The sequence below is a fragment of the Sphingomonas carotinifaciens genome, assembly GCF_009789535.1.
GTDB classification, from domain to species: Bacteria; Pseudomonadota; Alphaproteobacteria; order Sphingomonadales; family Sphingomonadaceae; genus Sphingomonas; species Sphingomonas carotinifaciens.
Window position 1 is genome coordinate 294,355 of the sequence record NZ_WSUT01000001.1, and the last position, 13,947, is coordinate 308,301.

The 13,947-nt window shown below is 67.3% G+C and carries 16 protein-coding genes; 9 read left to right on the forward strand and 7 right to left on the reverse strand.

The annotated features are described in order from the left end of the window. The first annotated feature begins 3 nt into the window (after positions 1-3). From GQR91_RS01220 to GQR91_RS01255, 8 genes are all read left to right on the forward strand, one after another. Positions 4-3,912: a CheR family methyltransferase gene (locus GQR91_RS01220; RefSeq protein WP_160146779.1), complete on the forward strand. Its 3,909-nt coding sequence runs from the start codon at positions 4-6 to the stop codon at positions 3,910-3,912. Then, positions 3,909-4,271, forward strand: a complete 363-nt coding sequence (locus GQR91_RS01225) for a response regulator (protein WP_112383047.1) — start codon at positions 3,909-3,911, stop codon at positions 4,269-4,271. The genes GQR91_RS01220 and GQR91_RS01225 overlap by 4 nt, the downstream gene beginning before the upstream one ends. A gap of 68 nt (positions 4,272-4,339) precedes the next feature. Then, on the forward strand, positions 4,340-4,621 hold the full coding sequence (locus GQR91_RS01230) for a hypothetical protein (protein ID WP_149682537.1): 282 nt from the start codon (positions 4,340-4,342) through the stop codon (positions 4,619-4,621). A 45-nt stretch (positions 4,622-4,666) separates the two neighbouring features. Beyond that, a complete protein-coding gene (locus tag GQR91_RS01235; protein WP_149682536.1) occupies positions 4,667-4,864 on the forward strand; it encodes a hypothetical protein in 198 nt (65 codons plus the stop codon). Between the two features lie 97 nt (positions 4,865-4,961). After that, positions 4,962-5,282, forward strand: coding sequence for a hypothetical protein (locus tag GQR91_RS01240; RefSeq protein ID WP_149682535.1), 321 nt, complete (start codon positions 4,962-4,964; stop codon positions 5,280-5,282). Positions 5,283-5,301: 19 nt separating this feature from the next. Continuing rightward, a complete protein-coding gene (locus GQR91_RS01245) occupies positions 5,302-6,804 on the forward strand; it encodes a helix-turn-helix transcriptional regulator (RefSeq protein WP_149682534.1) in 1,503 nt (500 codons plus the stop codon). Positions 6,805-6,854: 50 nt separating this feature from the next. Then, the gene (locus tag GQR91_RS01250) at positions 6,855-7,736 is read left to right on the forward strand and encodes a hypothetical protein (RefSeq protein WP_149682533.1); all 882 of its coding nucleotides are present in this window, start codon (positions 6,855-6,857) and stop codon (positions 7,734-7,736) included. 60 nt (positions 7,737-7,796) lie between these two features. Next, entirely contained in the window at positions 7,797-7,937 is a 141-nt protein-coding gene (locus tag GQR91_RS01255; protein WP_112383042.1) for an entericidin A/B family lipoprotein, read from the forward strand. A 44-nt stretch (positions 7,938-7,981) separates the two neighbouring features. On the opposite strand, the gene GQR91_RS01260 is transcribed toward GQR91_RS01255, so the two are convergent. The 6 genes from GQR91_RS01260 to GQR91_RS01285 form a co-directional block, all read right to left on the reverse strand. Next, positions 7,982-8,824, reverse strand: coding sequence for a DUF4336 domain-containing protein (locus tag GQR91_RS01260; protein WP_211368532.1), 843 nt, complete (start codon positions 8,822-8,824; stop codon positions 7,982-7,984). 101 nt (positions 8,825-8,925) lie between these two features. Beyond that, a complete protein-coding gene (locus GQR91_RS01265; protein WP_149682532.1) occupies positions 8,926-9,282 on the reverse strand; it encodes a response regulator in 357 nt (118 codons plus the stop codon). Between the two features lie 9 nt (positions 9,283-9,291). Continuing rightward, positions 9,292-10,296, reverse strand: coding sequence for an HWE histidine kinase domain-containing protein (locus GQR91_RS01270; RefSeq protein ID WP_149682531.1), 1,005 nt, complete (start codon positions 10,294-10,296; stop codon positions 9,292-9,294). A gap of 18 nt (positions 10,297-10,314) precedes the next feature. Beyond that, positions 10,315-10,725, reverse strand: a complete 411-nt coding sequence (locus GQR91_RS01275) for an acyl-CoA thioesterase (protein ID WP_112383038.1) — start codon at positions 10,723-10,725, stop codon at positions 10,315-10,317. 120 nt (positions 10,726-10,845) lie between these two features. Continuing rightward, entirely contained in the window at positions 10,846-11,127 is a 282-nt protein-coding gene (locus tag GQR91_RS01280; RefSeq protein ID WP_112383037.1) for a CsbD family protein, read from the reverse strand. 88 nt (positions 11,128-11,215) lie between these two features. Continuing rightward, positions 11,216-11,890 (reverse strand): HAD family hydrolase, encoded by a 675-nt coding sequence (locus tag GQR91_RS01285; RefSeq protein ID WP_149682530.1) that lies wholly within the window; start codon positions 11,888-11,890, stop codon positions 11,216-11,218. Between the two features lie 131 nt (positions 11,891-12,021). Here GQR91_RS01285 and GQR91_RS01290 point away from each other — a divergent pair, with 131 nt between their 5' ends. Continuing rightward, positions 12,022-12,468: a hypothetical protein gene (locus tag GQR91_RS01290; RefSeq protein ID WP_112383035.1), complete on the forward strand. Its 447-nt coding sequence runs from the start codon at positions 12,022-12,024 to the stop codon at positions 12,466-12,468. On the opposite strand, the gene GQR91_RS01295 is transcribed toward GQR91_RS01290, so the two are convergent. Then, entirely contained in the window at positions 12,465-13,730 is a 1,266-nt protein-coding gene (locus GQR91_RS01295) for an NAD(P)/FAD-dependent oxidoreductase (protein WP_311732273.1), read from the reverse strand. The genes GQR91_RS01290 and GQR91_RS01295 overlap by 4 nt on opposite strands. Positions 13,731-13,947: the final 217 nt, after the last annotated feature.

Consider the following 13,947-nt stretch of genomic DNA (forward strand, 5'->3'; position numbering starts at 1 on the left):
CCCATGGCCCGTGACATGCAGGACGGGGGCACGCCGTCCGCCATCGTCGGCATCGGCGTCGGCACCGCCTCGCTCGCGTCGCTCCAAGCGCTGTTCGGCGGCATCGCGGGCAGCGCGGCGGGCGAAGCCGCCTATCTGGTCGCGGTACGCCAGCAGGACGGGTCGGATGTCGCGGTCGTGGTGGAGGCGCTGCGCGCCGCCGCCCCGCTGCCCGTCGCCCTTGCCCGCGATGGCGAGCGGATCGCCCCCGGCCATGTCTATGTCGGCGGGCACGACGACGTGGTAACGATCGCCGACGGGCATCTGGCGGTCCGCGTCGCCTCCGAACCGGTGGAGCATCGCGGCACCATCGATACCATGCTGATCTCGCTGGCCGAACAGGTCCATGAACGCGGCATCGCCGTCATCCTGTCGGGCCTCGGCACCGACGGCAGCGCCGGCGTCACCGCTACCAAGAAATGCGGCGGCCTGTCCATCGCCGAGTGGATGGATGACGGGGATGCGCCAACCGTCGACGGGGGCGGCCCCTACGGCGTCACCGACATCCGCGTACCCGCCGCGGAAATGGCCGGGCAGATCGAACGCTACATCGCCAACCTTGCGGCGCCGGGCGCCGAGGAAAGCGAGCAGGCGCCGGGCGACGACGAGGTGCAGGTGACGCAGATCACCACCATCCTGCGCAACGTCACCGGCAACGACTTCCACGACTATAAGCGCGGCACCTTTCAGCGCCGGGTCCATCGCCGCATGCTGGTGACGCAGGTGGACAGCATCGACGCCTATGTCGCGCGGCTGCGCGAGGATCATGACGAGGTGCAGAGCCTGTTCCAGGACCTGTTGATCGGCGTCACCCAGTTCTTTCGCGACCCCGCCGAGTTTGCGGTGCTGGAGGGCGAGATACCGCGCCTGTTCCAGAACAAGGCGCCCGGCGGGCAGTTGCGGGTCTGGGTGCTCGGCTGCGCCACCGGGGAGGAGGCGTATTCGATCGCCATCCTGCTGCGCGAGCACATGGCGACGCTGGCCCGACCGCCCGAGGTGCAGATCTTCGCCACCGATCTCGATGCCAGGGCGCTGAACCTGGCGCGCGCCGGCCGCTATACCGCGGCGATCGCCGGCCATATCCGGCCTGACCGGCTGGAGCGCTGGTTCGTGCGCGAGGGCGACACCTATTGCGTCGCCAAGGAACTGCGCGAGATGTGCATCTTCTCGCCGCACAACATCGTCAAGGATGCGCCCTTTTCGCGCATCGACATCCTGTCGTGCCGCAACCTGCTGATCTACCTGAACGCGGAGTTGCAGGGGCGGGTGATCCCGATCTTCCACTTCTCGCTGCAACCCGGCGGCGTGCTGTTCCTCGGCTCCTCGGAAAGCGTCTCGCGCCACCAGAAGCTGTTCACGCCGGTCGATCGCCGCAACCGGGTGTATCGCCGGCTGGAAACGGGGCTGCGCACCATTCCGGATTTCCCGCTGAGCGCGCGGGTGCGTACCCCCGACATGCAGTTTGCACCGGCCGCCGCCCGCTCGCCGGCCGGGCAACTGGCCAGCGCGGTCAGCCGCAAGGCCGAGGCGCTGGCCGAGCGCTATGCGCCTGCCTATGTCGTGGTCGACCAGCAGTTCGACGTGCTGCACTTCTCCGGGCGCACCGGCCGCTATCTGGAACCCAGCACGGGAGCCGCGACGCTCAACCTGCTCAGCCTCATCCACCGCGACCTGCGCCTCGACCTGCGCTCCGCCCTTTCCCGCGCCACCAGCGAAAGCCGCCGCATCGAACTACCCCGCCTAACCATCCACCAGGAAGACCGCGCCCATGCCGTCAACCTGATCGTGGAGCCGGTCGGCGGGCCGGACGCGCAGGCGCTTATGGTTCTTTTCCAGGATGTTGGCCCGGTCGCCCTGCCCGAGGACGGCGACGGCGACCGGCTGGCGACCGACGAGCATGTCCAGCGGCTGGACGCGGAACTGCGCGTGACCCGCGACCGCCTTCAGGCGACGATCGAGGAGTTGGAATCGACCAACGAGGAACTGAAATCCTCCAACGAGGAATATCAGTCGATCAACGAGGAACTCCAGTCCGCCAACGAGGAACTGGAAACGTCGAAGGAGGAACAGCAGTCGATCAACGAGGAGTTGCAGACGCTGAACCACGAACTCGGCCACCGGGTGGGCGAGCTGGGACAGACCAACTCCGACCTGAAGAACCTGCTGGAATCGACGCAGATCGCCACCGTCTTCCTGGACATCGACCTGCGCGTGCGCTCGTTCACCCCGATTGCGACCGAGATCTTCCACCTGCTCGACACCGATGTCGGCAGGCCGCTCGATCACGTCGTCTCGCGCGTCCATTATCCGGAACTGCCCGACGATGTGCGCCGTGTGTTGAAGACGCTGCAACCGGTCGAGCGGGAGGTGATCGAACCCGGCACCAGCCGGCACTTCGCCGCGCGCGTGCTGCCCTATCGCAGTACCGACAATTTCATCAGCGGGGCGGTGGTGACCTTTACCGACCTCACTGCGGTGCGTCAGGCCGAAACCGCCAGCCGCGCCAGCGAGGAACGCTACCGCGCCTTCGTCACCGCCAGTTCGGACGCGGTGTTCCGCATGAACGCGGACTGGAGCGCGATGCGCCAGATGGACGGGCGCGGCTTCCTGGCCGACACCAACAGTGCGTCCCATGACTGGATGGACAGCTACATCCCCCACGACGACCAGCCATGGATGCGCGTGGCCATCGACGATGCCATCCAGACCAAGGCGATGTTCGAGCTGGAACATCGCATCCGCCGCGCCGACGACACGATGGGCTGGGCCCATTCGCGCGCGGTGCCGATCCTGGATGGCGAGGGCGAGATCGCCGAATGGATCGGCACCGCCAGCGACGTGACCGACGAACATGGTGTCGAGGTCGATCGCCGCGCGGGCGAGGAACGGCTGCGCAGCGCGATCCAGGTCGCCCGCGTCGGCACCTGGGACTGGAACATCGTCAGCGACGAGATCATCTGGTCCGAGGAATATTTCCGCATGCTCGGCTACCGCATCGGCGAGGTGACGCCCAGCCGCGACGCACTGCTCGACCGCATTCACCCGGAGGATCGCGAGGCGACCGAAGACGCCATCGCGCATGCCCGTGATACGCAGCAGGAATATGTGCACGAGTTCCGCTCGCTCCACCCGGACGGCTCGGTCCACTGGCTTTCCGCGCGCGGCCGCTTCCTTTACGCCGAAGACGGCGAGCCGCTGCGCATGATCGGCGCGATGATCGAGACGACCGAGGCGCGCGAGTTGCAGAAGCGTCAGGCGGTCCTCGTCACCGAATTGCAGCACCGCACCCGCAACCTGATCGCGGTGGTGCGCTCGATGACCGACAAGACGCTGCGCCATGCCCCCGATCTGCAGACCTTTCGCGGCCAGTTTCGTGTCCGGCTCGATGCGCTTGCCCGTGTCCAGGGGCTGCTCTCGCGGCTGGACGAGCATGACCGCGTCACCTTTGACGAACTGCTGCGCACCGAGCTCGCCGCGCACGGCGCGATGGAGAACGAGCCCGATCGCGTGACGCTGACCGGGCCGAGCGGCATCCGCATGCGCTCGGGCATGGTGCAGACGCTGGCGATGGCGCTGCACGAACTGGCCACCAACGCCACCAAATATGGTGCGCTGAAGGAAAGCGGCGGGCGGCTGGCGATCAGCTGGCGCCTGCTGGACGAAGGCGACCGGCCCAAGCGGCTGGAGATCACTTGGCAGGAACATGGCGTCGCCATGCCTCCCGCCGACGCGCCGCCACAGGGCAGCGGACAGGGGCGCGAACTGATCGAACGCGCCCTGCCCTATCAGCTTGACGCGGAAACCAGCTACGCCTTCGGGCCGGACGGGGTGCGCTGTGTCATCATTGCCCCCATCTCCAGGACCACGGCATGACCGACCTCCCCTTGCGCAACCGCACGATCCTGGTGGTGGAGGACGAGTATATGCTCGCCGAGGAGCTGTGCACCAATCTGGCGGAGGCGGGCGCCAGCATCGTCGGTCCGGCGGCAACGGTCGCGGCCGGTCTGGCACTGCTTCATGCTGCCGCGCATCTGGACGGTGCGGTGCTCGATGTCAGCTTGCGCGGAGAGCCCGTCTTCGATCTGGCCGATGCACTGGTGCTGCGGCATGTGCCCTTTGTCTTTGCTACCGGCTATGACGTGGCGGCCATTCCCGAACGGTTCCAGTCCGCACGCCACTTCCAGAAGCCCGTCCCGATCGCCAAGATCGTCGCCACGCTGCGCAACCGGTAGGGACGCTCACCAGACGCCTCCTTTCCAATGGCGTGGACGGCCGCGCTGATCGAAGTTAGCATCACGGGATGACGCATTATACCCGTGCCGATCTCGACATGGCGGACCGCCACATTGCGCAGGGCGAGCGGCATATCGTGCAGCAGGAACAGCTCGTCACCAGCCTGCGTCTGAAGCAACTGCCGACCGCGGCGGCGGAGGCGCAACTAGTGACGTTGAACGCGACACTGGTGCAACACCGTGCCCATCGCGCCGCCATCGCCGAGGCCTTGAACGTGGCCCTGAACGCGGCCCTGAACGCGACCGGGCGCCGGTCCGGCCCTGATGCGAATCTACCATCCTGTACGTAGATCGGTAGGATATGGCCGCCCGATCTCGCAGGCTATATCAACGGCATGCGCCAGAAAAACGACACCAGCGAGCCCCCTGTCCGCTCCGACGAGGATGAACGCGCATATTTGCTGAAGCGTGCGAAGGATCATCAGCAATTGTCTGAAAGATCACAAGAGTTTGCCTCCAAGGCGATACATGAGAAGCTGCGTCAGCTTTATGTCGATCGTGCCGAACGCATCGAAATAGTAGTTCCCGACTAGAAATCCCGCAAAGATACCAGGAACACAAACCTTTGCAGTAGGTTGATGCGCCCGAACCGGCCCCGTTCCTCGTGGTGCCGGACGTGGAGGATCGGGCGTGAAGGCTTTAGCAATAATAGTGTCCGGTGCCGCGCTCCTGTCCGCCTGCGCGGCGCCGGCGACACGTATCTCCACCGGTCTGCAACGCTATGGTTTCGACACCCAGCGGGCCGATTGTGTCGGCACCCGGTTGCAGCGCGACCTTTCCCTCGGCCAGCTTCAACAACTCGGCCGTGCCGCGGCCGCCTATGGCAAGGATGACCCGAACCCCGGCGTGCTGACCGTTGGCGATCTGTTGCGCGTTGCGGGCGAGTTGAAGGATCCCGCCATCGTCGTCGCGGTCGGCAAGGCGGCGGCCGGCTGCGGCGTGTTGCCCTGATCCTCCCGCCCTTCCTCCCATGTCGCCACCCCCGCCCAAGACGCTTCGCGAGACCGCCGACCTGCGCCACCTGCGCCAGATCATCGGCGGGCTCGACGAGGGCGTGATCCTGATCGATCCCGACCAGAGCCTGCTCTGGGCGAATGCGGCGGCGCTGCGGATGCACGGCGTCGGCGACCTTGCCGATCTGGGTGCGACGGTGGCCGAATACCGCGCCCGCTTCCACCTGCGTTACCGCAACAATCATCGCGTCCCGCCGGACGACTATCCGCTGGAGCGTGTGGTCGCGGGCGACGACTTCTCCGAGGTGGTGGTCGAGGTGACGGTCGCAGGGGAACCGGAACCGCGTTGGGTGCATCAGGTTCGCAGCCTGGTGCTCAACGACGCCGACGAGGATGCACCCGCCTGTCTGGTGCTGATCATCCAGGATGTCTCGGCGCGGTTCGAGGCGGAGGATCGTTTCGAACAGTCGTTCAACGCCAATCCCGCCCCCGCGGTCATCTGCCGGTTGAACGACCTGCGGTTCGTGAAGGTGAACCAGGGGTTCCTGGACCTGACCGGGCATCCGCGCGATCAGGTGTTGTGCCGCACGGTCTATGACATCGACGTGCTGCGCGCGGCCGAGCGGCGCGACCTTGCCAAGCAGCGGCTGGCCGAGGGACGGACGATCCCGCAGATGGAGGCCGAGCTGGAGTTGCCCGGCGGCGGGACCAGGCTGGTCATCGTCGCCGGCCAGCCCATCGACCTGGGCGACCAGCCTTGCATGCTCTTCACCTTTGCCGACCTAGAGCCGCGACGGGTCGCGGAAGGGGCGCTGCGCCACAGCGAGGAGCGCTTCACCCGCACCTTCCAGATGGCGCCGGTGGCCATGGCGATCGGCGCGCGCGACGGCCATTTGCTGTGCGAGGTCAATGCCAGCTTCACCCGGATGACCGGATATGCCGCGGCCGAGATCATCGGCCGCCCGCTCGGCGATGTCGAGCTGTGGGAGACCGGCGCGATCCGTCGCGAGATCGAGGCAGCGATCGATGCCGGTCACGACCTGCGCGCCCACGAGGCCCGCATCCATGCCAAGGACGGCGCGACCATCGATTGCATCGTCTCGACCGAGGCGATCCGGCTCGGCGACGATGCCTGCGTCCTCTGGGCGTTCCAGGACATCACCCAGCGCAAGGCCACCGAGCTGGAACTGGTCGAGGCGATCGAGGCGGTGATGAAGGATACGAGCTGGTTCAGCCGCTCGATCATGGACAAGCTGGCCCGGCTGCGCGCGCCGCAGCCCGGGGTCGAGGGGCCGGGGCTGGGCGACCTGACCGCGCGCGAGCGCGACGTGCTGGCGCTGATCTGCCGCGGCTATGACGACAAGCGGATCGCCCGCACCCTCGACGTCGCCGCCAACACCGTGCGCAACCATGTCGCGCGCATCTACGCCAAGATCGGCGTGAACCGCCGGATCGCCGCGGTCGCCTGGGCACGCGCGCGCGGCTTCGACGGCACCGGCGTGGCGACACCGCCATCATGACATCCTCGCGGCGCCGACCGCAGGCAAGACAAGGTTCAACAGGAGTAACTATGGCTACGAATAAAACTGCCGGCTTTGCGGCCGCGGACGAACGGCTGGTGGGCAAGACGGCGACCCGGCTTTCCTGGGGCGCGATCTTCGCCGGTGTCGTCATCGCGATCGCGGTGCAGGTCGTCCTCGGCATCCTGGGCGCGGGCATCGGTCTGACGATGGTCGATCCGGTCGAGGGCACGACGCCGGGTGCGACAGGATTCGGCATCGGCGCGGGCATCTACTGGCTGATCACCACCGTGCTGGCGCTGGGCGCCGGTGGCTATGCCGCCGCGCGCGTGGCCGGCGTGCACGAACGGTTCGACGCGCTCGTCCACGGCCTCGTCGTGTGGGGCGTCACGCTGATCGTGACCTTGTACCTGCTCACCTCGGCGGTCGGCGGCATCATCGGCGGCGCATTCCGCACCGTCGGCGCGGTCGCGGGTGCCGCGGGCACGACGGTCGGTGCAGCGGTACCCCAGGCCGCAGCAATCGCCGGCGTCGACAAGGGCGATGTCCGCGAACAGGCCGCCGCCTATCTGTCCGACACGCCGAACGATCCCGCCAGCATGACGCCAGAACAGGCGCAAAAGGAGATCGCCAAGGAACTCCCCGCGCTCGCGGCCGGCGGTGCCGAGGGCCAGCAGGCGGAGGCCCGCATCGTCGAGATCGTCGCCGCCCAGCGTAAGATCAGCCGCCCCGAGGCGCAGGCTCAGGTCACCCGCGCCAAGCGGCAGTTCGTGCAGACCAAGAACGAGGCGGTATCGACCGCCAAGTCGGCCACCGATCAGGCCGCCGGTGCCGCGGCCGGCACCTCGTTCGTCCTCGTCGTCGCGCTGCTGATCGGTGCAGCGGCCGCCGGTTTCGGTGCAACCGCGGTCACCCGCCGCCGGCTGCGCTGAGTGTCTGCGGCGGGTCAGCGTATCGGCCCGCCGCCCCCTCCATCCAACAGGAGATCATCCATGACCAAGACCATCGGCCTTGCCGCAGCCCTTATCGGCATGATCGCGCTGTCGGCGTGCAATACGGTGAACGGCGCCGGCCGCGACATGCGTTCGGCCGGGGAGGCGGTGTCCGACGCCTCGGGCCAGTCCAAGAAGTGACCATGCCGGGCGGGGCGGTCTTCTGATCGACCGTCCCGCTCCGCTTATCCGGTTATCCAGCGGAGCGCCTGCCGCAATCGCGCGGCACCGTCCCGGTCGAACCATGCGCCATGCGCGAAGATCACCCGCTCCGGCGTCAGCGCCAGCATCGCGCGCAGCGTCGCAGCGACCTCGCCATAACGCAGGTAGAGCGCCAGCCGCAGATAGCGCGGCGTCCCTCCCGCCTCTGTTCCGGCCAGTCGCGAAAACACGCGGGTGGCGGTCGGCAGACGCCGTGACCGCAGATGCTGCACCAGATCGGTCAGCATCAGCGTGCGCGAGGCGCGGTGGAACAGATAGACCTCGGCAAAGCCCGCACCGCGGATCACCCCCTGTTCGATCTCACTCCGCCACGCGTCCGGCGCCTCTTCGGCCAGATCATGGTCGATCCGAAGACCGGCGGCACGCACCTGACGCCGATCGCGCAGGCCCGGCGCCCCCCAGGTCACCGCATCCGGAAAGCGCGCCTGCCACCCGGCCACATAGGTCCAGTGCGCGATGTTGGGCGCCACCAGATGCCGGACGGGCCCGAGCGGCTGCAACGCCGCGATCAGCGCATCGGTCACCTGTGTCGGGGAATGCAGCAGCAGGTCGCCATTATCCAGCCGTACCACCGTCATGCGCACCGGCATCGGGATGCCGCCCGGATGCATCGGCCCGCTGTCGACGATCCAGACATTCTCGGCGACCGGCTTGGGCGTGTCGAGCGGCGGATAGGTCGCGGCTTCGTCCGCATCATCCTCGGGGCCGGGATCGCGACCACCCCCGCGAAGGGCGCTGGCGAGCAACAGCGCCGCCCCGCCCGCCAGTGCCATCCCGGCGACTTTTCCGGTAGAGTTGATCCGCATCGCATTCGCTCCGGCCTGTGGCCAACGGGATCGCGGCACGCCCCCTCTTGGTTCCACAACTACGGATACCATTCGGTCGTATGGCGCCCCCGAAGCGACGATCAGAGCCCGACCAGCTCGCGCAGCACCGCCAGCACGCGCCGCTCGTTCGTCGGCTTGCCGGCATTGGGCACGTCGGCCAGGATCGCACCGCCGAAATCCTGCGGACGATGATGCGCGCTGGCCAGAGCGAACGGCACGCCCCGCGCCGCCAGGGCCTCGGCCACCGGTGTCACCAGTTCGCCGCCCAGATTGACGTCGAGCAGCGCGACGGTGGGGCGTTCCTCGTCCAGCAGTTGCAGCGCATCCTGAACGCTGGGCACCGGACCCAGCACCTGCCAGCCATGGCTTTCCAGCATCAACTGAAGGTCCAGCGCGATCAGATATTCGTCTTCAACAACCAGAACCGATTTGCGCATGGACGGCCTTCAACGCGACAGAGGGGCACTCCCAAGCGGAATGACGATCTGCGCGCGGAAACCGCCGATCGCATAATCCTGTTCCACCGTGCCGCGCAGTCCGTAGCTGGTCGTCGCCTCGATCAGGCGGGTGCCGTACCCCGTCGTGGTCGGCGGCGTGACGGCGGGACCGTCGCTTTCCGCCCAGTCCAGCCGCAGCGCGGTTCCCGCATCCTCCACCTGCCAGCCGATGCGCAACCGCCCGTCCGGCACCGACAGCGCGCCGTGCTTGGCGGCGTTGGTCGCCAGTTCGTGCAGCACCAGCGCCAGCGATCCGATGATGTGGGGCCCCAGTTCGACCGGGGCGCCCGGTACCATTACCACCGCCTCCGGATTGTCGCGGTACGGCTCCATGATGCGATCGAGGAGTTCTGCCACCCCGCTCGATCCCTGTTCGGCAAAGGACAGGTCCTGTGCCTCGGCCAGCGCGCCGAACCGGCCGAGAAAGGCGTCGCGATATTCCTCCGCCGTCCGCCCCGCCGTCGGCGTTTGCCGCGCGATCGACTGCGCCACCCCCAGCAGGTTCTTGATGCGGTGGCGCAACTCGCCGAACAGCATGTCCTTTGCCACGTCATTGCGGATGCGGTCGGTCGCATCGACGATCGACAACAGCAGCGAATGGCTGAGCCCGTCCGGATGGTACAATGTCCGCGCGGTCAGCAGCATGGTACGCCGCCCGAGCCGCGGGAAATCATGCTCGACCCGGTAATTGACCACCGCGTTCGCTCTGGGGATCACGTCTTCCAGCAGGCGGCGGAGTTCGGGAATATCCCACTGGCCGTTGCCGAGCGTGTACAGGCGCCGCCCGATCGTATCGTCCCGCTCCACCCCGAACGTGTTCAGAAAGGCGCGGCTGGCGTTCTGAACACACAGATTGCCGTCCAGCACCAGCATCGGATCGGCGACGGTATCGACGATACCCTGCAACTGCACATGCCCGGTGCGCAGCACGCGGTACAGGTCTTCCATGTTCATGCCGGTATGCTCGCGCGGTCAGTCTGCTGCGGTTGTCGGAAAGAAGCGCTCCACGACGTCGCGCGCCAGTCGGGCGGGGCGAAAGGTCTTGGCATCGATGCAGCACCAGCTGGACCGGACTTCGGCCAGCACATCCTCGCCGCGCCGGATGATGGTGTTGTAGAAGGCGCGCGCCCCTTCCACCTTTTCCAAAAGGACGGTGGCGATCACATCGTCCCCCAGATAGGTGGGGCGGCGATAGGTGATCTCGTGCTTGAGTGCCACCCACAGATGCCGGGCGACCGCATCCGCCGGGGCCAGCGATCGCCAATGATCGATCACCGCATTCTGTACCCAGTTCAGGTAGCTGGCGTTGTTGACGTGCCCCATGAAGTCGATGTCCGACGGCTGGACCGGCACGGAATAGCGAAATGGCGCCGCATTGCTCATGGGTACAGGATTAGCATGCAGGGCTGCGAACAGATAGCGTTATCGGCTTTGGGCCGCACAGGATCAGCTTGGGCGCAAGAGGTTAAGCCCGGGCCGCATCAGGCGGCCCGGGCCCGTCACTCACTTGCCGCGGAGCGTGTTCGCAATGGCAAGGCCGATCACGCCGACCAGTGCGGCGGTGGCATAGGGGCGCGCCTTGGCGAAACCCGTCGCCTTGTCGATCACCGGGCCGGGGTTGGCGATCGCGTCCTTGGCGGCACCGGCAACCTGCTTGGCGTTGCCGATGATCTGGTCGGCCACACCCTCATTCTCGATCTGCTTGTCGCCGATCGCCTTGCCGATGCCTTCCTTGACGTTGCCGCCCAGATCCTGCGCTTCGCCCTTCAGGGTGGTCGTGTTCATGATGGTGCCTCCGTATGCTAGGGTAATGGAACGGGATGCGTAACGATTGAAATGCGGGGAAGTCTCGCCGCGATGCGGTAAATTTGCCTTACCCGGCGATATTGCCCAGCGGCGAACCCGCGTAATCCGCCAGCAGTGCCGCGACATCGTCATAGATCGCCACCGCCCCCGCCTGGGTCAGCACATCGTCGGCAAACCCGCCCGAGCGGACCGCGACCGCTGCGATGCCGCATCGGCCCGCGGCCTCGATGTCATAGGGGGTGTCGCCGACGACGATCACCGCATCCGCCGGCGTGTCGGGCAGCTTGTCCAGCGCCGCGGCGAAGATATCCGGCGCGGGCTTGGTCCGCGCGACGTCGTCGCCGCTGGTCGTCTCCGCGACCAGGTCGCGCACGCCGAGCAGGTCCAGATAATGATCCAGTTCGTTTCGCGATGCCGAGGAGGCCAGCACCACCGACTGGCCGAGACCATGGGCATGGGCCAGCAGGTCATGGGCCCGTGCGAACGGCTTCGCCCGGTCCAGATATTTCTCCTTGAAGATCCTGCCATGCGCTTCGCCCAGGCGCGTCACGCCGTCTTCGTCCAGGTCGGGCAACAGGCTTGGCACCAGCATGTCGGTGCCCTTGCCGATCTGGTCGTGGATCGCCTGTCGGTCGAGGCGCGCACCGATGCCGGCGAACGCCTCCTCCCAGGCCAGCACGTGCAGGTCGTTTGAATCGATCAGCGTCCCGTCGATGTCGAAAAGAATGGCCTTGATCGGCATGGTCGCAGGTCCTGACGTGCACGGGGGGAAAGGAGCAGAACGACCCGGGGCCGTGCCTGTTCACCAAAGAAACGGTCGCACGGCCGAAGATTTCGCTTTCCCCGGTGAAGCAAGTGACTCATAGAATCCGCATGCCGATCCGTCCTGAAAACCGATGGCTCTACCCGATCGACTGGCAACAGCTTTCCCATTCGGTGCGCTTCACGCGTGCGGGTGCGCGGTGCGAACGCTGTGCGCGGCCGCATCGGCGGCGGGTGGCGCATCTGGGCGACGGGCGCTGGTGGGACGCGGGCGCGGCGTGCTGGCGCTCGGACCGGGGCAAGCGGGTGGCGATCAAGGGCGGCTTTACGCTGGCCGCGGTGCGCATGACCTATGTCGTGCTGGCCTGCGCGCATCTCGACCATGATCCCGGCAACAACGCGCCCGCCAATCTGAAGGCGCTGTGCCAGCGTTGCCACATGCTCCACGACGCGGCCGAGCATCGCTGGCAACGCTGGTGGAACGTCTATCGCCGGCGCGGCATCCGCGACCTGTACGAGGATCCGCGCATCACCCGCGCCCGCCTGGCATCGCGCTAGTCGATCAGGCGCGCGCCGCGCTCGAAGGTGAAGTAGCGCCAGATCCACTGCGCCATCACCGAGGCCCGCCGCTCGAACCCGATCAGCAGATAGACGTGCACAATCGACCATAGCAGCCATGCGGCGCGGCCGGTCAGGGTGAAGCGGCCATAAACATAGACCGCGGCATGGCGCCCGATCACCGCAGTGTCGCCGCGCGTGCGATAGCGATAGGGTGGCGGCGGGCCCGCCTTGCGCAGGGCACGGCCGAGATGATGGCCCTGCTGCTGCGCCACCTGTGCCAGCGCGGGCAGCGGCGCGCCGTCCTGCCGGAACAGCGCCACGTCGCCCAGCGCATAGATGTCGCGCTGCCCCGTCACCGCCAGGTTGCCGTCGACCGCGATCCTGCCGCCGCGGTCGTCCGTGCCGCCGATCCAGGCGGCGCCTTCCGCGGCGCGTATCCCGGCGCCCCACACCACGTTCGCCGCCTCGATCCGCTCCCCCGACACAACGACCGCCCCGTCCTCGATCCGCTCCACCGCCCCGCCAAGCCGCACCTCCACCCCCATCCGGCGCAGCCTTTTCGCCGCATAGTCCCCCAGCTTCTCCGGAAACGCCCCCAACAGCCGCGGCCCCGCCTCCACCAGGATCACCCGCGCCGCCGCAGGGTCGATATGCCGGAAGTCCCCCCTGAGCGTGTAGCGGGCAAGTTCCGCGGTCGTCCCTGCCATCTCCACCCCGGTCGGACCGCCCCCCACCACCACGATCGTCATCAACGCCGCCCGCCGCCCCGGATCGCCACAATGCTCCGCCTCCTCGAACGCCCTCAACAGGCGCGCGCGGATCGTGCGGGCATCCGCGATCGATTTGGGTGCGGGGGCGAGGGGAGCCCACTCGGGGTGCGCGAAGTAGTTGTAGGCCGATCCGGTCGCCAGCACGAGCTGATCGAAGGGCAGGTCCGCGCCGTCAGCCAGCTTCACCGTCCGCCCCGCCGTATCGACCCCGGTGACATCGGCGAGCACGACATCGACATTCCGCGCGCGCGCCAGCACCCGGCGGATCGGCGCGGCGATATCGGCCGGCGACAGCGCCGCCGTCGACACCTGATACAACAGCGGCTGGAACAGATGATGGTTGCGCCGGTCGACCAGCGTGACCTGCGCCTCGGCCCCTGCCAACGCCCGCGCACAAGCCAGCCCCCCAAACCCGCCCCCAACAATAACAATGCGCCGCCCGCGGCAGGCGCTTGGCGGCGTTCCGCCCTGCTGGATTGTCCGTGCGATCGTTCGTCTCCCATGCTGTCGGACCCGCGTCCCGTTCTGATCCGCGATCGCGCGGACGCCTGGCATCACCTGGATCATGATCATGCGCCGGAACGCGCCACCTATCCGGCTAAGCTAATGTAGTTGAACAAGAATTGTCTGCACCCGCCTGAACTGCACCCTGCCCGTTGCGTTTCAATGCGGTTGATATGTTTCACGCTCATGATGGAGGATGGCC